The sequence below is a fragment of the Kinneretia sp. DJ1R-11 genome, from assembly GCF_025717595.1.
GTDB lineage: Bacteria > Pseudomonadota > Gammaproteobacteria > Burkholderiales > Burkholderiaceae_C > Paucibacter_A.
Genome location: NZ_JAJIRR010000018.1, coordinates 65,684 through 88,780 on the forward strand (window position 1 = coordinate 65,684; position 23,097 = coordinate 88,780).

Below are 23,097 nucleotides of genomic sequence, written 5' to 3' on the forward strand. Positions count from 1 at the left end.
TCAGTCGCCCGACGCTCCACCGGCCTGCTGCAAACGCCACATCCGCGCATAGACACCCTGAAGTGCCAGCAATGTGGCATGAGAACCGCGTTCGACGATGCGGCCAGCCTCGAGAACCAGGATTTCGTGCGCGTCCACCACCGTGGACAAGCGATGCGCAACCACCAGGACCGTCTTGTTCTGTGCCGCCGCCTCCAGCTCAGCCTGAATGGCCCGCTCATTGCTGGAATCCAGGGCTGAGGTTGCTTCGTCAAAAATCAGCAGGGGCGGGTTCTTCAGCAGAGTGCGTGCAATCGCCACGCGCTGCTTCTCGCCGCCGCTGAGCTTCAGCCCACGCTCCCCCACCATGGTTTCATAGCCCTTGGGCGTGGCACTGATGAAGCCATGAATATGGGCAGCGCGCGCCGCTTCCTCGACCTCGATCTGCGTGGCCCCGGGTCGCCCGTAAGCGATGTTGTAGGCCACGGTGTCATTGAAGAGCACCGTGTCCTGGGGCACGATGCCAATGGCGCGGCGCAGGCTGGACTGTGTGACCGAGCGCAGCTCCTGGCCGTCGATGGTGATCTGCCCTGAATCCACGTCATAGAAACGGTAGAGCAAGCGGGCCAGCGTGCTCTTGCCGGCGCCGCTGGGGCCCACCACAGCCACCTTCTTCCCCGCCGGAATCTCGAAGCTCAGTTCATGAAGAATCGGGCGGCTGGGGTCATAGGCGAAGCTGACTTTGTCGAAGCGGACGGCGGCACCTGCGACCTGCAACTCGCGAGCATCGGAGCGGTCAGCCACTTCGCGCTCGCGCTCCAGCAAACTGAACATCTTGTCGAGGTCGGTCAGGCTTTGCTTGATCTCGCGGTAGATCACGCCGAGAAAGTTCAGCGGGATGTAGAGCTGGATCATGAAGGCATTGACCATGACCAGATCGCCCAGGCTCATGGTGCCCGCCACCACGCCGGCCGTGGCGCGCCACAGCATCAGCACCAATGCGCTGGCGATGATCAGCTGCTGGCCGGTATTCAGCAGCGACAGGGTGGACTGCGACTTCAGCTGGGCGCGGCGCAACTTCTCCAGGCTTTCGTCATAGCGCCGCGCCTCGAAGTCTTCGTTGTTGAAGTACTTGACCGTCTCGTAGTTCAGCAGTGAGTCGATGGCCTTGCTGTGCGCCACCGAATCGAGTTCGTTGAGCTGCTTGCGGAACTTGGTACGCCACTCGGTCACCGTGATGGTGAAACCGATGTAGAGCACCAGGGCGCCCAGCGTGATCCAGGCGAAAGATGCGTCGAACTTGAAGGCCAGCAGTCCCAACACCAAAGCCACCTCGATCAGGGTCGGCACGATGCTGTAGAGCGAATACGAGATCAAGGAATGCACGCCACGCGTGCCACGCTCGATGTCCCGGGTCATGCCGCCGGTCTGGCGCTCGAGGTGGAAACGCAAGCTGAGGTCGTGCAGATGGCGGAACACCTGCAGCGAAATGCTGCGCGCCGTGCCCTCGGTGGCTTTGGCGAAGATCAGCTCGCGCAACTCGGTGAAGAGCGAGGTCGACAGGCGCAAACCGCCGTAGGCGATCAGCAAGCCCAAGGGCAGCACCAGCATGCTTTCGGGAGAGCCAGGCTTGATCGCCAGGCTGTCCACCAGGGACTTGAGCAAGAGCGGCACACCCACATTGCTGAACTTGGCCGCCAACATGAAGCCCAGGGCCAGTCCCACGCGCCAGCGGTAGCGCCACAGATAAGGCAGCAGCTTGCGGATGGTGGCCCAATCCGATCGAGCGGGGGCCGCCGCGGGTGCGGAAGCCGGGGGGGCTGTCAATGCAGCGGTTCGATCACGCATGTGTTGTCGTCGTCAAAAAGTCGGCAGGCTTCGGCCGAGAGGGGGCGGCCCTGCCGCATCGGGTGTCTGGGCTGGATTCTCGGTGCTTTGCTCGCCAGAGGCCGAGCCATCGCCAAATAGGAGCAGTCGTCCAGCACAGTCGCAGACTCTCCCACCTGCGGCCGATTCGATTGGCGGACAATTCAGACCTTCTCGAACCAGGAAACTCCATGAGCAGCAGCAGTACGCCCACCGACAGCATCCCCGCCGCATCCGCCAACACCGGCGCACCTGCCCTGCCCCGCGAACTGGTGCTGCGCGTGATGCCCATGCCGGCCGATGCCAATGCCAACGGAGACATCTTCGGCGGCTGGATCATGGCCCAGGTGGACTTGGCCGGCTCCGTGCAGCCGGCGCGTTTGTCGCGAGGTCGGGTCACCACCGTGGCCGTCAACGAGTTCATCTTCAAGCAGCGCGTCTCGGTCGGTGATTTGCTCTCGTTCTACTCGCAGATCACCCGCATCGGCCGCACCTCTATCACTGTGCGAGTCGAAGTGGTGGCTGAGCGCAACCCCATGAATCCAGAGGTAGTCAAAGTCACCGAGGCCAATCTGACCTATGTGGCCATCGACGACCAAGGCAAACCCCGCCCCTTCGCTGAGCAAGCCTGATCTAGAGGGCGACTCCGGAAGCTCCATGAGTTCATCGGTTCTGATCCTCGGCGGCGGTGCCATTGGCAGCGCCGTGGCGGCCTATTTGTCCGCGGGCGGATGGAGCGGCGAGATCCGCGTGCTGGAGCGCGACCCGAGCTATGCCCAGGCTTCATCGGCCCTGTCGGCCGCTTCGATCCGCCAGCAGTTCTCCACACCGCTGAACATCGCCATGTCGCAGTTCGGCCTGCATTGGCTGCGCGCCCATCCGGAATGCGGCCTCAGCGAGCAGGGCTACCTCTACCTCGCCGACACGGCCGAGCGCGCCGATGGACTGCGGGCCCTTCATGCAATCCAAACCGCGGCCGGCGCCGACATCGCGCTGATGCCGCCCAACGAATTGAAGCAGCGCTGGCCCTGGCTGGCCTGTGAGGATCTGCGCTTGGGCAGTTGGGGCCGCAGCGGCGAGGGCTGGTTTGACGGCTGGGCCTTGCTGCAGACATTGCGTGCTCAAGCGCTGAGTCAGGGCGTGCGCTACCTGGCCGATGAGGCAGTGGAACTACAGCGAGGCAGCCACGGTGCGCTCAGCGGTGTGCGCACCCGACAGGGTCAGGTCTTGCTGGCCGACGTCTATGTGCTGGCCACCGGCGCCTGGTCGGGCAGCCTGGCGGCCACGGCGGGCCTGGACCTGCCTATCAGCGCCAGACGGCGCAGTGTCTACGTCTTCCGCAGCCCCGAGCCTGCGCCGGGCTGCCCGCTGCTGATCGACCCGAGCGGCCTGTGGCTGCGGCCGGAAGGGCCGAACCAGTTCATCTGCGGCGGCACGCCCCTGAACGATGCGCCAGGCCTGCCGCTGGACCCGGAGGCCGATCTGTTTGAAGCATCGCTCTGGCCCGCCATGGCCCAGCGCGTACCTGGATTCGAGAGCCTGCGCCTGGAACGAGCCTGGGCCGGCTACTACGAGATGAACGATTTCGACCACAACGGCCTGGTCGGCGCCCTGCCCGGCTGCGCCAATCTGCTGCTGGCCTGCGGCTTCTCGGGGCATGGCCTGCAGCATGCGCCGGCTGTGGGGCGCGGTCTGGCCGAATGGATTCACACGGGCCGCTTCGAGAGCCTGGACCTGAGTCCGCTGAGCCCAGCGCGGCTGGCAGCGAATCAACCCTACCGCGAGCTCAATGTCATCTGAACTGGGTGTTCAGTCAAATTTGGAGAAGTCCGGGGCGCGCTTTTGAAAGAAAGCCTGGAAGGCCTCCATGGCCTCAGGCGAGCGCAGCTTGGCCGCGAAGATCTCGGCCTCGACCTTGATCACCTCGTTCAGCTGATCCTGGCTGTGGCGGCGCATCAGGCGCTTGCTCTCGCGCACGGCACCCGGTGCCAGGGTGTTGAAGCGTTCGGCCACGCGGCGGGCATGGGCCACCACCTCGCTGCCCGGCAACACCGCGTTGGCAATGCCGCATTCCACCGCGTCGGGGCCAGTGAAGGGGTCACCCAGCAGCAGCTTTTCGGCCGCCTTGACATGGCCCATCAGGCGCGGCACGACCAAGCTGGAGCCGAACTCGGGCACCAGGCCCAGGCCCACAAAAGGCATGGCCAGGCGGGCGTCATCGGCCACGAAGACGAAATCGCAGTGCAGCAGCAAGGTGGTGCCGATGCCGATGGCGGCGCCGTTGACGGCGGCAATCACCGGCTTCTCGCAACCCAGCAGGGCACGCATGAACTGGAACACCGGCGCGTCTTCATCGCGCGGCGGGCGGCTCATGAAGTCGTCGATGTCATTGCCCGAGGTGAAGATATTGGGCTGACCCTGGATCAGCACGGCACGCACGCTCTTGTCGCTGTTGACGGCGATCAGGGCCTCGGCCATGGCTTCGTACATGGCGCCGGTCAGCGCATTCTTTCTTTCGGGGCGGGCGATCTCGATCGTCGCCACGCCATTGACCACTGCCGTCTTGATGCTCATCTCAAACTCTCCTTGCAAGCCCGCCATTGTGCAGGCTGGATCTCATGCGGGCGGCCGCACTCAGGCCGACGGCTTGAGCTGCTGCCAATGGTTGGCCAGGTGCATCAGGTGGGCACGCTCATACTGCGCCCGTGTCAAATCGCCGTAGGCGAAATGCGGAGCGTAAGCGCCTTGGTGGCTGCTGAAGGCTTCCATGGCATCAAGCAGACGCTGCACCGCCACCTTCAGCGCCAATGCAGGGTCCAGCGCGGCCGCGCCGGGAATCGGCTCGTCCAGGCTGTGCGACATGGCGCCACGCGCATCGAACCAGCTCCAGGCGGCCGCACCCGCCGTGGCGCGAAACCAGGCGGGCTTGAGCTCGGGAAAGCCGCGCACCGAGAACTCGATGCTCTGCGCCGTGTGCTGCAGCATCTGCACCAGATTCCACTGCGCATTACCGTGCAGGCGCGGCTCGCCGAACAGCAACTCCAGCACCGCCTCGCGGGCATAACGCCAAGTCTTGAAGGACTGCAACTCGCCGCTGCAGCCCGCCAAGGCGGTGGGGGCCAGCAGCAGCGCGCTAGCGCGCAGAAAACGGCGCCTCGCGGCGCCGTGCGGCCTCGACATCAGAGACGCTCGAGGATGCCTGCGGCGCCCTGCCCTGCACCCACGCACATGGTCACCATGCCGTACTTGCCACCGGTGCGGCGCAGTCCGTGGATCACGCTGGCGGCGCGGATGGCACCGGTGGCGCCCAGCGGGTGGCCCAGGGCGATCGCGCCGCCGTTCGGGTTCACCTTGCTGCGATCGAGCACGATGCCCTTGCTGTCCAGGTCGTTCAGCACGGCCAGCGACTGCGCAGCGAAAGCTTCGTTCAACTCGACCCAGTCCAGATCGGCAGCCGTGATACCGGCCAGCTTGAGTGCGGCGGGGATGGCCTCGATCGGGCCGATGCCCATGATTTCCGGCGGCACGCCGCGCACGGCGAAGCTGACGAAACGGGCCAACGGGGTCAGGCCAAAGCGCTTGACGGCGGCTTCCGAGGCCACGATCAGGGCGCCGGCGCCGTCCGAGGTCTGCGAGCTGTTGCCGGCCGTGACGCTGCCCTTGGCGGCGAACACCGGCTTGAGGCGGGCCAGACCTTCGATCGAGGTGTCCTTGCGCGGACCTTCGTCGATGCTGACGCTGCGGCGGCGCTCGATGATGGAGCCATCGGCCAGATTGGGCAGGCGCTCGAGCAACTCAAACGGCGTCATCTCGGCAGCGAAGTGGCCGGCCTCGATGGCCGCCAGGGCGCGGCGGTGCGACTCGGCAGCGAAAGCGTCCTGGTCTTCGCGGCTGATTTTCCATTGCTGCGCCACCTTCTCGGCGGTCAGGCCCATGCCGTAGGCGATGCCGATGTTCTCGTCACGCTCAAAAATCAGCGGCGACAGCGAGGGCTTGTTGCCGCCCATGGGCACCATGCTCATGGACTCGACACCGGCGGCGATCATCACCTCGGCTTCGCCGACGCGGATGCGGTCGGCGGCCATTTGCAGGGCGGTGATGCCCGAGGCGCAGTAGCGGTTGACGGTCACGCCGCCGACGCTGTTGGGCAGACCGGCCAGCACGGCGCCGACGCGGGCGATGTTCATGCCTTGCTCGCCTTCGGGGAAGGAGCAACCGACGATGGCGTCTTCAATCGCAGCCGGGTCCAGACCTGGCACCTGGGCCAGGGCCGCCTGGATGGCGCGCACCAGCATCTCATCGGGGCGGGTGTTCTTGTAGTAACCACGGCCCGACTTGCCAATGGGCAGACGGGTGGCGGCGCAGATATACGCTTCTTGCACTTGCTTTGCCATGATGTTCAACCAACCTTTCAGTTCTTGGGGGTCTTGGGTATCCAAGCCCAGACAAATTCACATTCAACCGGGTTCACACCGGCCTCATCCGTCACCACCACCGACACGGTGACCTCACCCTTGGGCTCGGCCAACATCAGCTCGCGCTGGGCAGCGCTCAGCGTGGCGCGTGCCCGCATCGCACCGCTGGCGCGCTTCTTGAAATCCACATGCATGGATTTACACAGCGGCAGGCAGTCGTCGCGCACATTCATGCCAACCACCATGCCCGTTGCCGTCTCAGCCAGCAAGCCCATCGCCGCGGCATGAACGCCGCCGATGTGGTTTTGCACCACCCGCCGATTGGCGATGGCGATCTCCGCCACTTCCGTATCCAGGCGCACAAAGTCCAGCTTCGCCGTTCCCGTGAAGGGCACGGCTCGGCGCAACGCCAGATTGCGCGCCATCGGCCGCACAGCCGCTGGCCAGGCGTCGAGCTTGGCCAAGGTACGTGCGAGGCGGTTAGGAGCGGAGCTCATCGTGTCGTCAGTGTTTGGGAGGCGTAGCGAGCGGACCCAGGGCTAGGCGCGGGTGCCCGCGAGCAACCGGAGCGACCTTGAGGGTCGTGAGGATTGCGTGGGCTGCAACGACGCCATGGGTTCGCGCAGTAGCCTCAGTTGCGAACCGGCTTGCCGGTTTGGAGCATGCCCATGATGCGTTCTTGCGTCTTGGGGTGTTCCAGCAGGCTGCAGAAGTGCTTGCGCTCCAGCGACATCAGGTACTCCTCGTCGACCATGGAGCCGGCTTCCACCGCACCACCACAGACCACATCGGCGATCAGGGCGGCCAGATGGAAATCGTGCGCACTGACGAAACCACCGTCACGCATATTGGCCAGCTGGCCCTTGATGGTGGCGATGCCCGAGCGACCGGCCACCGGGAACAAGGCCTTGAGCGGCGGGCGGTAGCCCGACTCGAACAAGCCCTTGACCTGGGCGCTGGCCACGTGCAGCAGCTCGTCCTTGTTGGGCACGATCACATCGCTGTCGAGCAGGAAGCCGTTCTTCTTGGCTTCCAGGGCCGAGGTCGCCACCTTGGCCGTGGCCGCGGTGGTGAAGCCGTCCTTCAGGAAGGCGAACAGGTCGACGCCGGAGTTGCCGGCCGCTGCCATTTCGGCCGCACGGCGAGCGATATAGGTCAGGCCGCCGCCACCGGGGATCAGGCCCACGCCCACTTCCACCAGACCGACATAACTTTCCATGTGCGCGACACGGCGCGCGCAATGCACGGCCAGCTCGGCGCCGCCACCCAGGGCCAGACCGCGCATGGCAGCCACCACCGGGACCTGGGCGTAACGCACGCGCAGCATCATGTCCTGCAGCTTCTTCTCTTCCGGCGCGATGCCCTTGGCACCCGACTTCATGAAGACCGGCATCAGCGCTTCCAGATTGGCGCCGGCCGAGAAGACATCATCCGGGCTCCAGATCACCAGACCCTTGTAGCCGGCTTCAGCGATCTCGACGGCCTTGAGCAGGCCCTCGGTCACGGTCGGGCTGATCAGGTGCAGCTTGGCGGTGATGGAGGCGATGACCACCTCGTTGTCCAGTGTCCAGACGCGCACTTCCTCGTTCTTGAACAGCTCGGTGCCGGCCTTCAGCGGCTCGACGGCACCTTCACCGACCAGACGCTCCGGGAAAGCCTGGCGGGCGTAGACGGGCAGCTCGGCGCGCGGCTTGAACTTGCCTTCTGCGGCGCTCCAGGAACCGTTGACGCTGTGCACGCCACCGTTCTCGGCCACTGGGCCTTCGAACACCCAGGCGGGCAGCGGCGCGCTGGCCAGAGTCTTGCCGGCAGCGATGTCTTCCTGGATCCACTCGGCCACTTGCTTCCAGCCGGCGGCTTGCCACAGCTCGAAGGGACCTTGTTGAGAGCCGAAGCCCCAGCGCATGGCGAAGTCGATTTCTCGAGCGGTGTCGGCCACGGTGGCCAGGTGCACGGCCACATAGTGGAAGCTGTCACGCAGGATGGACCAGAGGAACTGGGCCTGCGGGTTGCTCGATTCACGCAGCAGCTTGATGCGATCGGCGGCCGGCTTCTTCAGCATGCGGGCGACGATCTCATCGGCCTTCTTGCCGCCGGCGACGTATTCACCCGTGGCGAAGTCCAGGCGCTGGATGTCCTTGCCGACCTTTTTGTAGAAGCCCGCGCCGGCCTTCTGGCCCAGGGCGCCCTTCTCGATCAGACCGGCCAGCACCTTGGGCGTGGCGTAGGTGTTGAAGAAGGGGTCAGACTGCAGCGTGTCCTGCATGGTCTTGACCACATGGGCCATGGTGTCCAGGCCGACCACGTCCGCGGTGCGGAAGGTGCCGCTCGAGGCGCGACCCAGCTTCTTGCCGGTCAGGTCGTCGACCAGATCCACCGAGAGGCCAAACTTCTCGGCCTCGATCATGGTGGCCATCATGCCGGCGATACCGACCCGGTTGGCCACGAAGTTAGGCGTGTCATTGGCGCGCACCACGCCCTTGCCGACGGCAGTGGTGACGAAACCTTCCAGCTGGTCAATCACTTCCGGACGGGTCGTCGGGGTGTTGATCAACTCCACCAGATACATATAACGCGGCGGGTTGAAGAAATGGATGCCGCAGAAACGCGGCTTGATTTCTTCGGGCAGCACTTCGCTCAGCTTGGTGATGCTCAGGCCCGAGGTGTTGGAGGCGACGATGGCGTGCGGGGCGATGAAGGGCGCGATCTTGGTGTACAGATCGAGCTTCCAGTCCATGCGCTCGGCGATGGCCTCGATGATGAGGTCGCAGTCCTTGAGCAGCTCGAGGTGCTCTTCGTAATTGGCTTGCTGGATCAGCGCGGCGTCGGCCACATCACCCAAGGGCGCGGGCTTGAGCTTCTTCAGACCGTCGATGGCCTTGGCCACGATGCCGTTCTTCGGGCCTTCCTTGGCCGGCAGGTCGAACAGCACGACCGGCACCTTGACGTTGACCAGATGCGCAGCAATCTGCGCGCCCATCACGCCAGCGCCGAGCACGGCAACTTTGCGAACTTGGAATCGACTCACGTACTTCTCCTTGGAAGAGGCTTGGCTTTTTCTAGGGGGCCGGCGCCGCTCTCAGGCACCGGACTCGGGTTCGGGAGGGAACACGCGCGCAGGCGCAGTCCGCTCATCGTGACTTCACTTCACTCGACGCGTTGCCAGACCTGGGTGCGGTAGAAGAAGGCGATGTAACCACGCATCTCCATCTTCTTGCCACCGTCAATCGGTGTCAGGCGCGCCTTGTAGGTCTTGCCGCTGTTGGGGTCCAGGATTTCGCCACCGGTCCAGTGCTCTTTGTCGCTGGCGTCTTGCTTGACGTTGCGCAGGATGGTCAGGCCGAGCACCGGCTTGTCCTTGCGTTCGTCAGCGCATTTGTCGCACTTGGCGTCTTGCTTGGCCGGATCGAAGACTTTTTCGATGGTGCCGGTCAGCACACCACCGCTCTCGGTGATGCGGACCAGGGACTTCTCGGTCTTGCCGTCGTCGTCAATGGTCTTCCACAGGCCCACCGGGGTGGTCTGGGCCGAGGCCATCGCGGCAACAAGGCTGAGTACGGCAGCGGCGAACAAGTTCTTCATGGCGTCTCCTGGTTTCGGTATGAAAAGCCAGGCTCTGGCGGCCGGGCTGGGGTGCTAGGTGAAGGTGTGGCTTAGAACAGCGCCTCGTCCATTTCCATCAAAGGCTGCAGACCGGCACGGGCGGTGCGGATCAACGTGGCCGTTTCCGGCAGCAGCTTCGCAAAATAGAAGCGGGCTGTCGAGAGCTTGGCGCTGTAGAACTTGTCGCCGCTGCCTTGCTTCTCCAGCGCCACCTTGGCCATGCGGGCCCAGAAGTAGGCGAAGGTCAGGTGACCGACGACACGCAGGTAGTCGACCGCCGCAGCACCCACTTCATCGGGGTTCTGGAAGGCCTTCATGCCGATCTCGGTGGTCAATTTGGTGACCTTGTCGCCCAGATCGGCCAGCGGGTTGATGAACTCCTGCATGGCCTCGTTGGTGCCCTCTTCCTCGACGAAGGCTGCGATCTTCTTGCCGAACTTCTTCAGCTTGGCGCCGTTGTCGCCCAGGATCTTGCGGCCCAGCAGGTCCAGAGACTGGATGGTGTTGGTGCCTTCATAGATCATGTTGATGCGCGCGTCGCGCACGAACTGTTCCATGCCCCATTCGTGGATGAAGCCGTGGCCACCGAAGACCTGCATGCAATGCGAGGTGGCGATCCAGCCGTTGTCGGTGATGAAGGCCTTGATGATGGGCGTCAGCAGCGCGACTTCATCGTCAGCGGCCTTGCGCTCGTCTTCATCATCGCTGGCCAGGGCCTTGTCCAGGGTCACGGCCACATAGGTCGACAGAGCACGGCCACCTTCGGCGTAGGCACGCGCGGTCAGCAGCATCTTGCGCACATCGGGGTGAACGATGATGGGGTCGGCCGCCTTTTCGGGCGCCTTGGGGCCGCTCAGCGCGCGCATCTGGATGCGGTCCTTGGCGTAGGCCGCAGCGTTCTGGTAGGCCACTTCGGTCAAGCCCAAAGACTGGTTGCCCACGCCCAGGCGGGCGGCATTCATCATCACGAACATGGCGGCCAGGCCCTTGTTCGGCTGGCCGACCAGGGTGCCGACCGCGTCTTCCAGCACCATCTGGCAGGTCGAGTTGGCGTGGATGCCCATCTTGTGCTCAAGGCCGGCGCAGAAGATGCCGTTGCGGGCACCCAGGCTGCCGTCGGCATTGACCAGGAACTTGGGCACGATGAAGAGCGAGATGCCCTTGGAGCCTTCGGGTGCATCGGGCAGGCGGGCCAGCACCAGATGGATGATGTTCTCCACCATGTCATGCTCACCGGCCGAGATGAAGATCTTGGCGCCGTTGATCTTGTAAGTGCCGTCGGCTTGCGGCTCGGCCTTGCTGCGCAGCAGGCCCAGGTCGGTGCCGCAATGCGGCTCGGTCAGGCACATGGTGCCGGTCCATTCGCCGCTGGTCAGCTTGGGCAGGTAGGTGGCTTGCTGCTCGGGCGTGCCATGGGCATGCAGGCACTCGTAGGCGCCGTGGCTCAGACCCGGGTACATGGTCCAGGCCTGGTTGGCCGAGTTCAGCATTTCATAGAAGGCCTGGTTGACCACCAGGGGCAGGCCTTGGCCGCCGTACTCGGGGTCGCAACCCAGGGCTGGCCAGCCGCCTTCCACATACTTGGCATAGGCTTCCTTGAAGCCCTTGGGCGGGGTCACTTCATGGGTGGCCTTGTCCAGCTTGCAGCCTTCCGCGTCGCCGCTGAGGTTCAGCGGAGCCAGCACCTCGGCCGCAAACTTGCCGCCTTCTTCCAGCACGGCATTGATGGTGTCGGCATCGATGTCAGCGTGCTTGGGGCACTGCTTGAGCTCGTCGACGATGTTCAGCACTTCGTGCATCACAAACTGCATGTCGCGCAGCGGCGGGTTGTACTGGGGCATGGTGTGCTCCTGGTTTCGAACGGAAAGGGATAAAGGATCAGGTTCGGCGGCTCTTGGCCGCCGGCTTGGGTGACTGCTCGGGAGAGTTCAAGGCGGCCTCGGCCTGCAAGCCGGCCTCGGTCGCGTAAAACTGGATGGTTCGCTCAAAGCCCACACCGGCGCGGTCGAGCGCGCCAGGCTTGCGCATGAATCGGGCATCGTGATGCAGGGACAGAATCAGGCCGTGCAGTTCAAACAGAATCTGCTCGACATCGGCATCGGCATGCAGATGCCCTTCCTGCTGCGCCAACACGATGGCTTTGTGCAGGGCGGCATGCCAGGCCTTGACCATGGCCACCAGGGCATCGCGCACCGGGCCGGGGCGGTCGTCAAACTCGACCGCGCCGCTGATGTAGATGCAGCCAGAATCGATTTCCACCGAGACGCGGCGCACCCAACGCTCGAACAGAGCGCGCAGGCGCGGCAGGCCGCGCGGCTCGCGGATGGCGGTGTAGAACACCTCTTCCTCGAACTTGGCGTGGTACTCCATCACCACGGCGATCTGCAATTCTTCGCGCGAGCCGAAATGGGCGAACACGCCCGACTTGCTCATTTTGGTCACATCGGCCAGGGCGCCAATCGACAGGCCTTCGAGGCCCATGTGCGAAGCCAAGCCCAGAGCCGCCTCCAAGATCACGGCCCGGGTGTGCAAACCCTTCTGCAGCGACCGGGTCACGCGCGCAGGCTTGGCCGTAGGCTCGATGGCCTGGGCAGTGCTGGAGCGGATCGGATCGGCAAGGGCCACGGTCGGGTTCCTGGAGGAGGTGTTTCTATGTTCGGCTTGGCTTGATACCGCCGACTGGCCCATAGTGACCCGCCGGCGACGCTTCGCATAATAAAACGAACGATCGTTCTATTTTGCAGAAAGCGCGGCCGTACAGGCAAGGTTTTCGCCCGGATTTTTAGAGGATTGAGCCTAGCAGCCATGTTTTTGACCGGCTTGTGACAAGCAAGCCCCGTCCGGGCTTGGCGGTGGCCGGCCAGCCACAGTGCGCCAGCGAGCAGGGCCAAGCGGGCCGCCAGCACAGCAATAACTTGAGTCCGGCACCGTTCTTGCAGTACGCTCCGAACAGGAGGTTCGCCCCGTGGATGTGCTGCAACTGGATGTCTCTGGCCGGCCGCAGGCCTGGATCACGACCCGTGAAGCGGCCGTGATCTACGCCAGCGACGGCGTGGCCTGGACCCTGGGCGAGCCCTGCCAAGTGCTGCGCGGTGGCCTGCAGCGTCGCACTGGCCTGCAGTCGCGCATCGAGGTTCACCCCATCATCGCCGTGCGCGGCGCCGTCCCCAGCCGCGCCTGGCGGCAGGCTCCGGCGCTGTCCAACAACAAGCTGTTCGCCCGCGACCGCTTCATCTGCGCCTACTGCGGCCACAGCTTTCATCCGGACGACTTGACACGCGAACATATCCAGCCGAGCTCACGCGGCGGCGCCGACAGCTGGATGAACTGCATCACCGCCTGCCGCGGCTGCAATGGCCGCAAGGGCAGCCGCATGCCCGAGGAGGCCCATATGAGCCTGCTCTACCTGCCCTATGTGCCCAATCTGCACGAAGACATGATTCTGCGCGGCCGCCGCATCCTGGCCGACCAGATGGACTTCCTGCTCGCTTGCGTGCCGCGCAGCAGCCGCTTGCACGACTGAGAGCCTCGGCCAAGGCGCAGGCTCTGCGCCCGGAAGCGGCAGCGCCCGGTACCTGGTCGGACGGCCCATGCCGAACGGATGCCAGCGGTCAACGACTACACAATGGTTCCCGTTGCACCCGCATCCACGTGCAGCATCCAGGAGATAGAAAGCCATGAACAAGTCCCTCATCAGCGCCAGTTTGATCGCCCTCGCCGCCTTGAGCGCCTGCTCGACCACCAGCCCCGACGTGATCCAGCGCAACGAAGCCCAACGCATGGCCGTGGTCCAGGACGCCACCGTGTTGAGCGTGCGCAACGTCACCGTTGACGGCTCGCAAAGCGGCGCCGGCGCCGTGACCGGCGGTGTGGTCGGCGCGGTCGCGGGCTCCTCGGTAGGAGGCCGTCGTGAAGGTCAGATCGTCGGCGTGATCGGTGCCGTGGCGGGCGCAGTGATCGGCAATGCCATCGAACGCAGCTCCACGCGCGAAGAAGCGATCGAAGTCCTGGTTCAATTGCGCAATGGCGAGCGCCGCTCCATCGTTCAGGCCAAAGCCAATGAAACCCTGAACCCAGGCGAAGCCGTGATCCTCGTGACCACCGGAGGCAAGACCCGCGTCACGCGCGCCCCACAAGTGCAGAGCGCACCGAGCGCCCACTGAGCCCCGGGGCTGCCGGTTTCGGTCGGCCAAGCACCCGCACCCAGCCGCCGCCGAGCCCAGCGCTCGCGGCGGCTTTTTTGCGCCTGTATTCGCCAAGCAACAGGAAATCGTCACATTCACTTTCTCGGCAAGTGTGACGATTTGCTTGCTAAATTGCCCCTTTATCCGGCTTGCTAGCGACAGGGAGGCCGGGGAGACTGAATTTCCAGCAAGTCAGAGCGACCGCCTTGGTCGTGCGCAGATGGGCCTGACCCATTGCAGAAAGGCAGAGCGGATGAGTCACCCCCTCAGAGGCGCCCCACGGGCCGCACGCAGGCCCGGTCTCCGGGGCGTACTCGATGTACGTCTGGACCTGCCCTGGCTGATCATGCTCCTGCTGACTGGCTGGCTGCTCTGGCAGCGCGACTGGCCCGCCGTGCTGCTCTGCGTCTCCGCAGCAGGTCTGCTCTGGGCACGCCGCGACGCCGATTCCGTGGCCAAGGCCCCACTCGCGCCCCCGCCCTCCCTCGACGCCGGCGTACGCAGGATGGCTAAGGCTGTGATCCCCGCTTGGACCCGGCAGCTGGGCGCCATTCAGTCCACCACCCAAAGCGGTGCTCAAGAGTTGCTGGCCAGCTTTTCCAGCTTGATGGAGTTGCAGGATCAGTTCGAAAAAATGCTGGCGCGCCAGGCCACGAGCGAAGAGCTGCTGGCACTCAGCCAGGACATGCAAGGCTTGAGTGAGCAGGCCATGCACGGCCTGCAGTTCGGCGACCGTTTGGCGCAGATGGTCGACATCCTGCGCCTGGACACCGAACAGTTTCTTGACCGGATGCCAAGCATGGCAGAGGCGAGCGACAGCCATGCCCAGGACTGGCTGAACGCCCTGGAAACCCGCTTCACCACCGAAGAGCAACGGCAATTTCACCATGGCCAACCGGCCGCACCCAAGGCCGACAAAGTCGACTTCTTCTGAGTCCAACCATCCGACTGATACTTCCCGAGAGGACCCGCGATATGAGCAAAACCATCCTGGTCGTTGACGATTCCGGCAGCTTCCGCACCGTCGTCAAACTGGCACTGCAAAAAGCAGGCTATAGCGTGATCGAAGCGGTTGACGGTCAGGACGCCGTCGCCAAGCTGACCGGCGCCAAGATCAATTTGATCGTCTGCGATGTCAACATGCCGAATATGGACGGCCTGACCTTCCTCAAGCATGTGAAGTCCCTGGCAGCCTACAAGTTCACGCCGGTCATCATGCTGACCACCGAGTCCCAGGAAGCCAAGAAGGCCGAAGGCCGCAGCGCCGGTGCCAAGGCCTGGATCACCAAGCCGTTCCAACCCTCGCAACTGGTGGATGCCGTCAACAAGCTGTGTGTCTGAAGCTTTGTAGCTTGACGTGACTGCGCCCGGGTCTGCTGCGGCGCGCGAAGGATGACGTCCATGTCCGAAACACAAGACGGCTCGGCTGCCATGGTCTGGCCTCTGGGGCCTGAGTTGACGATCGCCCAAGCCGGCGAGGTCCACCAAAAACTGCTGGAGCTGCTTCCAAAGCTGCAAGGCGATCTGGGCTTGCAGCTCGCGGCCATCAGTGAGTTCGACAGTGCCGGCATTCAGCTGCTCCTGTCCACACGACGGACCTTGCAGCAACGCGGCGCCCGCCTGCAGCTGCTGGAACCCAGTGCCGTGGTCCTGGCGGGCCTGCGCTGCTACGGCCTCGACGCACAGCTGGAGCCGCAAGCCACGGCCGACGAGGAGCAAGCACCATGTCCATGAGTGACGACGATGCCGAGATCCTGGCTGTTGCCCGTGCCGGTTTTCTCGACGAGGCGCAGGACATGCTGCGGCAGTTCGAACAGGGTTTGTTGGTGCTGGAGAGCGATCCCGGCGACAGTGAAAGCCTGAACTCCGCCTTCCGGGCCGCCCACACCATCAAGGGTACGGCCGGCATGTTCGGCTGCGAGGCGGTGGTGGCCTTCACCCATGAAGCAGAAACCCTGCTCGAGGCCTTGCGCTCAGGGCAGCGCCAGCTTGACGAGACCGTGGTCGCGGCCTTGCTGGAAAGCCGAGACCAAATGGAAGCCCTGCTCGAAGAGGTGCGCAGCGGTCAGGAAGACCCAGCGGTCAAAGCCAGCAGCCAGGCCCTGGCAGCGCGGCTGCGGGCCTTGCTGGGCCACACAGAAGTGCCTGAAGCAGCCCCGCAAGCCAGCGCGCCCGAAGCGGCCGCCACAAGGCTGGCCGAGCCCAACGAGGTGGCGCCACGCAGTTGCTGGCATCTGTCCCTGCGTTTCCAGCAGGACGCCTTGCGCAACGGCCTGGACCCACTGTCTTTTCTGCGCTATCTGGCCACCCTTGGTGATGTGCTGGCGGTGCGGACCCAGGTTCAGGACGTGCCGGCACTGGAAGACCTGGACGCCGAAGCCTGCCATCTCGGCTTTGAGGTCCGTTTCGACAGCCCAGCCAGCCGCCAGGACATCGAGCGCGTCTTCGAGTTCGCGGTCGACGACAGTGACGTCCAGATCCTCGCGCCCGGTGCGCCGCCGGCCGACTTCGAGACCTTGGCCAGCCTGCGCTGCGGCGATGACGCGGCCGCACGGGCCGCCTTGTTCGAATGCTGGCATGGCATGGGCCTGCGCTTCGAGCTGCGGCTTGAAGCAGTGGCCAGCCCCGACGAAAGCGACAGCGAAATCGCGGAACCGCAGCTCGTGCCCCATATTGAACGCCGAGCCGCCGCACCCGAACGCAATGCAACACGCGGCAGTGACCGGCGCAGCGGTGTCGGCGAACGCCGCGAGGGCGGCCGCGACCGCCGCGCGGGCGACGAGACCCGCTTTGTGCGGGTCCGCGCTGACAAGCTCGACAAGCTGATCGACCTGATCGGCGAGCTGGTCATCGCCGGCTCGGGCGCCCAGATGATTGCCCATTTGGAGGGCAACGAAGCCCTGGTGGAAGCGAACTCGCGCGTCATGGACCTGGTGCAAGAAACCCGCGACGGTACCTTGGCCCTGCGCATGGTGCCGATCGGCGAGACCTTTGCGCGCTTCCAGCGCGTCGTGCGCGACATCTCCAAGCAGTTGGGCAAGGAGGTCGAGCTGGTCGTCACCGGCGGCGACGCTGAACTCGACAAGTCCATGGTGGACGCCATTGCCGACCCGCTGATGCATCTGGTTCGCAACAGCATGGACCATGGCCTGGAGGCGCCGCCGGAGCGCCTCGCGGCCGGCAAGCAGGCCCTGGGCCGGCTGGCCCTCAATGCCTTCCATGAGGCGGGTTCCATCGTCATCGAAGTCAGCGACGACGGCCGCGGACTGGCCCGCGAGCGCATCCTGAACAAGGCGATAGAACGCGAGCTGATCCATGACAACCAGGTGCTGTCCGACCATGAGGTGTGGCAGCTGATCTTTCTGCCGGGCTTCTCGACCGCCGAAGCCATCACCGACTTGTCCGGACGCGGTGTCGGCATGGATGTGGTCAAGCGCAGCATCGAAAGCTTGCGCGGCACCATCAGCCTGAGCAGCAGCAGCGGCCGCGGCACCTTGACGCAGATCCGCCTGCCCCTGACTTTGGCCATGATCGACGGCTTCCTGACCTTGGTCGGTGGCGTCAACTATGTGCTGCCCCTGGCGGCCGTGGCCGAATGCATCGACGTGCCGGCGGAATGCGAGCGCGAGGCCGAACGCCCGGCCGGCCAGCGCCGCATCAGCGGTACCTTCAATTTGCGCGGCGAGGTCCTGCCCTGGCTGGACCTGGCGCGCTTCTATGGCATCCAGCAGGACAGCGAGCCCGCCGGCGCCTCAACGGGCCATGCCCTTGATAGGCGGCGCCGCAGCGTCGTCGTGGTGCGAGATGGCCAGACCCGCCTGGGCCTGATCGTCGATCGCCTGATGGGTGAGCACCAGACCGTGATCAAGCCGCTCTCGGGCATCTTCCAGCACCTGAAAGCGCTGGCCGGCTCCACCATCCTGGGCTCGGGCGAAGTCGCCCTGCTGCTGGATGTGCCCGGGCTCACCGCAGCCGCCATCCGCAGCGGCCAGCGCGAGCGCGAGCAAGGCCAACTCAGCCCCGAACAGCGCGCCCAGCGGGCTGCGTCCCGGCAGAACTGAAACCCCTGCACGCCCATCCCCGCCTGAAAGCAGTCTCCCCATGCAAAACCTACTTCGCCGCCTGATGCTGTGGCAACGCTTCGTCCTGGTAGGCCTGCTCGGCCTGCTGGCTTGCGGGATTCCGTCCACCATGGTGCTGCGCGACCGCATGGCCCAGGTCGAAACCGCCATCAACGAAGACCTGGGGCTCGACCCACTGAAGGCAGCCGTGGTGGTTCTGAAGCATTTACAGACGCACCGCGGTCTCGCCCTGCGCATGCTCAACGGTGACGAGAGTGCCCTGGCCTCACGCCAGGCCACCGAGCAGAAGCTCAAAGACAGCCTGGCGGCGCTGCAGACAGCCGTGCCCGAAGGCGCGCACTACCAAGCCGTTCGCGACAAGATCAAGCACATCGGCAGCGGCAGTCAGGTCTTGCTGGACAAAGTCAAAAGCAGGAGCGTCGACGCTGGTGCCAGCTTCGCCGGCCACACCAGCCTGGTCGACGAACTGATGCTGCTGATCGAGGGCATTGCCGATGCTTCCGGCTTGTCCTTGGACCCGGTCGAAGAGAGCTATTTCCTGATCACGGCGCTGGCCGAGTACATGCCCCGCCTGGCCGAGTCGGTCGCCCAGGGGCGCGGCAAGGGTGCCGCCCTGGTGGCCAATCTGGCGGCCGGACGCGAGGTCAGCGACAGCGAGCGCCAGGCGCTGGGGCAGATCACCCGCGAAATCAGCTTCTGGCGCGAGCGCAGCAAGCGCCAGGTCGACAAGGCCGTGGCCGCGGCACCTCAACTGGCAGACAGCCTGCGCAAGCCCTTTGACGCGGCCGACCAGGCAGCCGAGACCTTTGTCAGCAGCTTGCAACAAGAGCTGCGCAGCAACGCCAAGCCCAGCAAATCCCCGCAGGACTTGTTCGCCGAAGGCAGCATCGCGGTGGATGCCCAGTTCGCCCTGGTCAACACCACGGCCGGCGTGCTTGAGGCCATGCTGCACGAACGCGCCGACAGCCAGCGGCAACAACGCAATCTGATCTTCGGCGCGCTGGTCGGACTGATCTTGCTCAGCCAGGCCTTGGGCTATGCCATCGTCCGATCAGTCACCGAGCCGGTCGGGCGGGCCCTGGCCGCGGCCGATGCCGTGGCTCAGGGCGACCTGGACTTCGACACCGAGGACCGAGCCCGCGACGAAGCGGGCCAGTTGCTCAAGAGCTTGCGTGCAATGCAGGGCAATCTGCGCGAACGCCTCGATCGAGATGCACGGGTGGCGGCGGAAACTGGACGGGTCAAACAGGCGCTGGACCGATGCTCCACCAATGTGATGGTGGCCGACGCGGAGGGCATCATCGTCTACGCCAACCCTTCTGTCCTGCAGATGATGCAGAGGAACGAATCCACCCTGCGGCGCGAATTGCCGAGCCTGGATGTCGCCCGCTTGATCGGCCAGAACTTCGATGTCTTCCACCGCAATCCGGCACACCAGCGCCATCTGCTCGCCGGCCTGCGCGGCGAACACCGCGCACGCATTCAACTGGCCGGCCTGACCTTCTCGCTGATCGCCAACCCCATCACCGACGAGCGGGGCCAGCGCCTGGGCACCGTGGTCGAGTGGCAGGACCTGACGGCCGAACTGGCGGCACGCGAGACCGAGCAAAAGCTCGCAGCCGCCAACGCTCGCATCAAGCAGGCGCTGGACGTGGCCGATATGCCAGTGCGCATTTCCGACGACCAGGGCACGGTCGTCTACGCCAACGAGGCCTTGATGAACATCCTGCGCCGCGACGAAGCGGCCTTCCGCAAAGAGCTACCCAACTTCGATGTCAGCCGGGTGATCGGCGGCTCGATCGGCATGTTCTACCGCGATCCGCAGGACGCCGTTGAACGCCTGCGCCAGCTTCAACAGACGGCCCGCACGTCCATGGTGCTGGGCGGCCGCAACTACGACGTCACCACTTCGCCAATTCGTGACGCTTCAGGAGCGCAGCTGGGCACGGTCGGCCAATGGCAGGACCGCACCGATCAAATGGCAGCCGAACGCGAGTTCGACAACCTGGCCAGCGCCGCCGCCGCCGGCGATCTCAGCCAACGCATCGCCCTGGATGGCAAGCAAGGTTTCTTCCGCCAGATCGGCGAGAAGTTCAACGCCCTGATCAACACCATCAGCCAGACCATCGTCGATGTGCGGGCGGCGGCCGATCAGCTGGGCAGTGCCTCGGACCAGGTCTCGCAGACGTCGCAGTCGCTCTCGCACTCGGCCTCGCAACAGGCCGCCAGCGTCGAGCAGACCACCGCCTCTCTGCAGGAGATGGCCAGCTCGGTCAAGCAGAACGCGGACAGCGCCACGCTGACCGATGGCATCGCCACCAAGGCGGCCAACGAAGCGATCGAGGGCGGCCAGGCGGTGAGCTCCACAGCCGAGGCCATGAAGCAGATCGCCACCAAGATTTCCATCATCGACGACATCGCCTACCAGACCAATCTGCTGGCCCTCAATGCCGCCATCGAAGCCGCGCGCGCCGGCGAGCATGGCAAGGGCTTTGCTGTGGTGGCGGCCGAGGTGCGCAAGCTGGCCGAGCGCAGCCAGGCTGCGGCCCAGGACATCTCCAAACTGGCCGGCTCCAGCGTCGACCTGGCTGAGAAAGCGGGGCATTTGCTCAGCGGCATGCTGCCCTCGATCCGCCGCACCTCGGAGCTGGTTTATGAGATCGCCACGGCCTCGGGCGAACAGTCCCAGGGCGTGAGCCAGATCACCAGTGCGATGCATCAGCTGTCCAACATCACCCAACAGACCGCCTCGGCCTCCGAGGAGCTGTCGGCCACGGCCGAGGAGCTCTCGGCACAGGCCAGCCAGCTGCAGGAGCAGATGGCTTTCTTCAAACTCGAACCGGCAGCCGCAGCACCCGCAGGTGGGCGCGGTCGACGGAGCTGACGCTCGGCATCCTTCGTTTTTTCTTGGAGCACAACGATGTCAATCAAGGACATGAAAGTGGGGCAACGCCTGGGCCTGGGCTTTGCGCTGGTACTGAGCTTGCTGGCATTGCTGGTGGGCCTGTCTTGGCGCGACTTGAACCATCTGCACCACATGCTGCAGCATTTGGTGGATGAGAACTTCACCCGCATCGTGCAGCTCAATGATGTATCCGAGCACACCCACGTCGAACAGCGAGTGATCCGCAGCGCCATCCTGCGCAGCAGTGCCGATGCCATCGAGGCGGAGCGGCTGAAGATCATTGAATCGCGCGGTGAGTTCGACAAGGCCCTGGACCAACTCCTCAAGAACTCGACACGTGAGGAGGATCTGGCCGTCCTCAAGCAAGTGCAGACCCTGAGTGCGCAGGTTCGTTCGCTCGATGATCAAGTCTTCGAGCTGGCACGTCAGAACAAGGACAGCGAGGCTGCCGAGCTGCTGCTGAGCAAGGCCAGCCCTGTGGCCAAGGCTTTACAGGCAGCGATTGACCAAGGGCTGAAGCTGCAAATCGCAGACGCCCAGGCAGACGCGGAGGAAGGCACCCAGGACTTCGCACAGATGCAGAAACTGATGATGGCATTGACGACCTTGGCCCTGGTCCTCGGCGCTGCCACAGCCTGGTGGTTGACCCGCGGTGTCACACGGCCGCTGGCCATCGCCAGCAAGGTGGCCGAGGCGATCGGCCAGGGCGAGCTGAACAACCAATTCCGCAGCGAGGGCGAAGACGAGACCGCGCGCCTCTTGCAAGCCCTGGAGCATATGCAGACCCAGCTGCGCGAACGCAATGAGCGCGACAGCCGCGTTGCGGCCGAAAACGCCCGCGTGCGCCAGGCCTTGGATCGCTGCTCCACCAACGTCATGGTGGCCGACCCAGACGGTCAGATCATCTACACCAATGCCTCGGTCATGGCGATGATGCAGGGCAATGAGGCCGCCCTGCGCCGTGAACTTCCGCAACTCAATGTGAAAGAGCTGGTCGGGCAAAACTTTGACAAATTCCACAAGAACCCGAGCCACCAACGCAATCTGCTGGGCGGCCTCAAGTCGGAGTACAAAACCGAGATCAAGGTGGCCGGCCTGACTTTTCGCCTGATCGCCAACCCCATCGTCGATGCGCAAGGCACACGCTTGGGTACGGTGGTCGAATGGCAGGACCGCACCGCCGAACTCGCAGCCCGCGAAGCCGAGCTGGCTCTGGCCGCAGAAAACGCGCGCATCAAGGAGGCCTTGGATGTGGCAGCCATGCCGGTGCGAATCGCCAGCGCCGACGGCACCATCGTCTACATCAACCAGGCACTGAGCCAGCTGGCCTTGCGCGACGAGAGCGCCATCCGTGCCGAGCTGCCGAACTTCGATGCTCGCCGCATCGTCGGCGGCTCCGCCGGCATGTTCTACCGCGACTCGCAGGTGGCGCTGGCCCAGCTGAGCAAGCTCAATTCCACGGTCCAGGACGAGCTGGTTCTGGGCGGGCGCCATTACGCCGTCACCACCTCGCCCATCCGTGACGCCAGCGGCAACATAGTCGGCAGCGTGGGCCAGTGGATCGACCGCAGCGAACAGCTAGCGGCCGAGCGTGAGTTCGATGCCCTGGCCAGCGCCGCCAATGCGGGCGACCTCAGCCAGCGCATTCCACTGGACGGCAAGCAAGGCTTCTTCCGCCAGATCGGCGAGAAATTCAACAGCTTGATCGCCACCGTGGCGGAGACCATCGTCGAGGTGCGGGCTGCCGCAGAGCAGCTGTCCAGCGCCTCGGACCAGGTCTCGCAGACCTCGCAGTCGCTCTCCCACTCGGCCTCGCAGCAAGCCGCCAATGTCGAAGAAACCACGGCCTCACTGCAGGAGATGGCGGCCTCGGTCAAGCAGAACGCCGACAGCGCCCATGTCACCGACAGCATGGCCACCAAGGCCGCGGCCGAGGCCATGGAGGGCGGTCAGGCCGTCAGCATGACGGTGGATGCGATGAAGCAGATCGCCACCAAGATTTCCATCGTCGACGACATCGCGTACCAGACCAATTTGCTGGCCCTCAATGCCGCGATCGAAGC

Annotated in this window: 19 protein-coding genes; 10 read left to right on the plus strand and 9 right to left on the minus strand. The window is 64.7% G+C overall.

Going from position 1 to position 23,097, the window contains the following annotated elements; translation table 11 throughout:
• A complete protein-coding gene (locus LNV23_RS22095; protein ID WP_263564979.1) occupies nt 1–1,827 on the minus strand; it encodes an ABCB family ABC transporter ATP-binding protein/permease in 1,827 nt (608 codons plus the stop codon).
• A 209-nt stretch (nt 1,828–2,036) separates the two neighbouring features.
• Here LNV23_RS22095 and LNV23_RS22100 point away from each other — a divergent pair, with 209 nt between their 5' ends.
• Together LNV23_RS22100 and LNV23_RS22105 are read left to right on the plus strand one after the other, a co-directional pair.
• Entirely contained in the window at nt 2,037–2,477 is a 441-nt protein-coding gene (locus tag LNV23_RS22100) for an acyl-CoA thioesterase (protein ID WP_411910618.1), read from the plus strand.
• Nucleotides 2,478–2,502: 25 nt separating this feature from the next.
• A complete protein-coding gene (locus LNV23_RS22105) occupies nt 2,503–3,645 on the plus strand; it encodes an NAD(P)/FAD-dependent oxidoreductase (RefSeq protein WP_263564980.1) in 1,143 nt (380 codons plus the stop codon).
• Between the two features lie 9 nt (nt 3,646–3,654).
• Here LNV23_RS22105 and LNV23_RS22110 read toward each other — a convergent pair whose 3' ends face one another.
• From LNV23_RS22110 to LNV23_RS22145, 8 genes are all read right to left on the minus strand, one after another.
• Nucleotides 3,655–4,419, minus strand: coding sequence for an enoyl-CoA hydratase (locus LNV23_RS22110; protein WP_263564981.1), 765 nt, complete (start codon nt 4,417–4,419; stop codon nt 3,655–3,657).
• A 60-nt stretch (nt 4,420–4,479) separates the two neighbouring features.
• The gene (locus tag LNV23_RS22115) at nt 4,480–5,025 is read right to left on the minus strand and encodes a DUF1569 domain-containing protein (protein WP_263564982.1); all 546 of its coding nucleotides are present in this window, start codon (nt 5,023–5,025) and stop codon (nt 4,480–4,482) included.
• The gene (locus LNV23_RS22120) at nt 5,025–6,239 is read right to left on the minus strand and encodes an acetyl-CoA C-acyltransferase (RefSeq protein WP_263564983.1); all 1,215 of its coding nucleotides are present in this window, start codon (nt 6,237–6,239) and stop codon (nt 5,025–5,027) included. The genes LNV23_RS22115 and LNV23_RS22120 overlap by 1 nt, the downstream gene beginning before the upstream one ends.
• A gap of 17 nt (nt 6,240–6,256) precedes the next feature.
• Nucleotides 6,257–6,757: a DUF4442 domain-containing protein gene (locus LNV23_RS22125; protein ID WP_263564984.1), complete on the minus strand. Its 501-nt coding sequence runs from the start codon at nt 6,755–6,757 to the stop codon at nt 6,257–6,259.
• A 134-nt stretch (nt 6,758–6,891) separates the two neighbouring features.
• The gene (locus LNV23_RS22130; protein WP_263564985.1) at nt 6,892–9,288 is read right to left on the minus strand and encodes a 3-hydroxyacyl-CoA dehydrogenase/enoyl-CoA hydratase family protein; all 2,397 of its coding nucleotides are present in this window, start codon (nt 9,286–9,288) and stop codon (nt 6,892–6,894) included.
• A gap of 119 nt (nt 9,289–9,407) precedes the next feature.
• Nucleotides 9,408–9,842, minus strand: coding sequence for a DUF2147 domain-containing protein (locus LNV23_RS22135; RefSeq protein ID WP_263518889.1), 435 nt, complete (start codon nt 9,840–9,842; stop codon nt 9,408–9,410).
• Between the two features lie 71 nt (nt 9,843–9,913).
• On the minus strand, nt 9,914–11,704 hold the full coding sequence (locus LNV23_RS22140; protein WP_263564986.1) for an acyl-CoA dehydrogenase C-terminal domain-containing protein: 1,791 nt from the start codon (nt 11,702–11,704) through the stop codon (nt 9,914–9,916).
• Between the two features lie 37 nt (nt 11,705–11,741).
• Nucleotides 11,742–12,446, minus strand: a complete 705-nt coding sequence (locus tag LNV23_RS22145; RefSeq protein ID WP_263564998.1) for a TetR/AcrR family transcriptional regulator — start codon at nt 12,444–12,446, stop codon at nt 11,742–11,744.
• Nucleotides 12,447–12,828: 382 nt separating this feature from the next.
• Between LNV23_RS22145 and LNV23_RS22150 the strand changes: the two genes are divergently transcribed.
• The 8 genes from LNV23_RS22150 to LNV23_RS22190 all read left to right on the plus strand — a co-directional run.
• On the plus strand, nt 12,829–13,386 hold the full coding sequence (locus tag LNV23_RS22150; RefSeq protein WP_263564987.1) for an HNH endonuclease: 558 nt from the start codon (nt 12,829–12,831) through the stop codon (nt 13,384–13,386).
• Nucleotides 13,387–13,540: 154 nt separating this feature from the next.
• A complete protein-coding gene (locus tag LNV23_RS22155; protein WP_263564988.1) occupies nt 13,541–14,026 on the plus strand; it encodes an outer membrane lipoprotein in 486 nt (161 codons plus the stop codon).
• A 367-nt stretch (nt 14,027–14,393) separates the two neighbouring features.
• Complete coding sequence (locus LNV23_RS22160) at nt 14,394–14,981, plus strand: hypothetical protein (protein ID WP_263564989.1); 588 nt, start codon at nt 14,394–14,396, stop codon at nt 14,979–14,981.
• A gap of 41 nt (nt 14,982–15,022) precedes the next feature.
• Nucleotides 15,023–15,388 carry a response regulator gene (locus LNV23_RS22165; RefSeq protein WP_263564990.1) on the plus strand — a complete coding sequence of 122 codons (366 nt, stop codon included), beginning with the start codon at nt 15,023–15,025 and terminating at the stop codon, nt 15,386–15,388.
• Between the two features lie 60 nt (nt 15,389–15,448).
• On the plus strand, nt 15,449–15,781 hold the full coding sequence (locus LNV23_RS22170; RefSeq protein WP_263564991.1) for an STAS domain-containing protein: 333 nt from the start codon (nt 15,449–15,451) through the stop codon (nt 15,779–15,781).
• On the plus strand, nt 15,772–18,108 hold the full coding sequence (locus LNV23_RS22175; protein ID WP_263564992.1) for a chemotaxis protein CheA: 2,337 nt from the start codon (nt 15,772–15,774) through the stop codon (nt 18,106–18,108). The genes LNV23_RS22170 and LNV23_RS22175 overlap by 10 nt, the downstream gene beginning before the upstream one ends.
• A 40-nt stretch (nt 18,109–18,148) precedes the next feature.
• Nucleotides 18,149–21,013 carry a methyl-accepting chemotaxis protein gene (locus tag LNV23_RS24010; RefSeq protein ID WP_318023260.1) on the plus strand — a complete coding sequence of 955 codons (2,865 nt, stop codon included), beginning with the start codon at nt 18,149–18,151 and terminating at the stop codon, nt 21,011–21,013.
• 36 nt (nt 21,014–21,049) lie between these two features.
• A partial coding sequence (locus LNV23_RS22190) for an MCP four helix bundle domain-containing protein (RefSeq protein WP_263564993.1) occupies nt 21,050–23,097 on the plus strand: 2,048 nt, incomplete at its 3' end.

Excerpts from the sequence above, each read along its gene's own strand:
- LNV23_RS22095 (WP_263564979.1), bottom strand. The coding sequence starts at position 1,827 with ATGCGTGATCGAACCGCTGCATTGACAGCCCCCCCGGCTTCCGCACCC.
- LNV23_RS22100 (WP_411910618.1), top strand. The coding sequence starts at position 2,037 with ATGAGCAGCAGCAGTACGCCCACCGACAGCATCCCCGCCGCATCCGCC.
- LNV23_RS22105 (WP_263564980.1), top strand. The coding sequence starts at position 2,503 with ATGAGTTCATCGGTTCTGATCCTCGGCGGCGGTGCCATTGGCAGCGCC.
- LNV23_RS22110 (WP_263564981.1), bottom strand. The coding sequence starts at position 4,419 with ATGAGCATCAAGACGGCAGTGGTCAATGGCGTGGCGACGATCGAGATC.
- LNV23_RS22115 (WP_263564982.1), bottom strand. The coding sequence starts at position 5,025 with ATGTCGAGGCCGCACGGCGCCGCGAGGCGCCGTTTTCTGCGCGCTAGC.
- LNV23_RS22120 (WP_263564983.1), bottom strand. The coding sequence starts at position 6,239 with ATGGCAAAGCAAGTGCAAGAAGCGTATATCTGCGCCGCCACCCGTCTG.
- LNV23_RS22125 (WP_263564984.1), bottom strand. The coding sequence starts at position 6,757 with ATGAGCTCCGCTCCTAACCGCCTCGCACGTACCTTGGCCAAGCTCGAC.
- LNV23_RS22135 (WP_263518889.1), bottom strand. The coding sequence starts at position 9,842 with ATGAAGAACTTGTTCGCCGCTGCCGTACTCAGCCTTGTTGCCGCGATG.
- LNV23_RS22140 (WP_263564986.1), bottom strand. The coding sequence starts at position 11,704 with ATGCCCCAGTACAACCCGCCGCTGCGCGACATGCAGTTTGTGATGCAC.
- LNV23_RS22155 (WP_263564988.1), top strand. The coding sequence starts at position 13,541 with ATGAACAAGTCCCTCATCAGCGCCAGTTTGATCGCCCTCGCCGCCTTG.
- LNV23_RS22160 (WP_263564989.1), top strand. The coding sequence starts at position 14,394 with ATGCTCCTGCTGACTGGCTGGCTGCTCTGGCAGCGCGACTGGCCCGCC.
- LNV23_RS22165 (WP_263564990.1), top strand. The coding sequence starts at position 15,023 with ATGAGCAAAACCATCCTGGTCGTTGACGATTCCGGCAGCTTCCGCACC.
- LNV23_RS22170 (WP_263564991.1), top strand. The coding sequence starts at position 15,449 with ATGTCCGAAACACAAGACGGCTCGGCTGCCATGGTCTGGCCTCTGGGG.
- LNV23_RS22175 (WP_263564992.1), top strand. The coding sequence starts at position 15,772 with ATGTCCATGAGTGACGACGATGCCGAGATCCTGGCTGTTGCCCGTGCC.
- LNV23_RS24010 (WP_318023260.1), top strand. The coding sequence starts at position 18,149 with ATGCAAAACCTACTTCGCCGCCTGATGCTGTGGCAACGCTTCGTCCTG.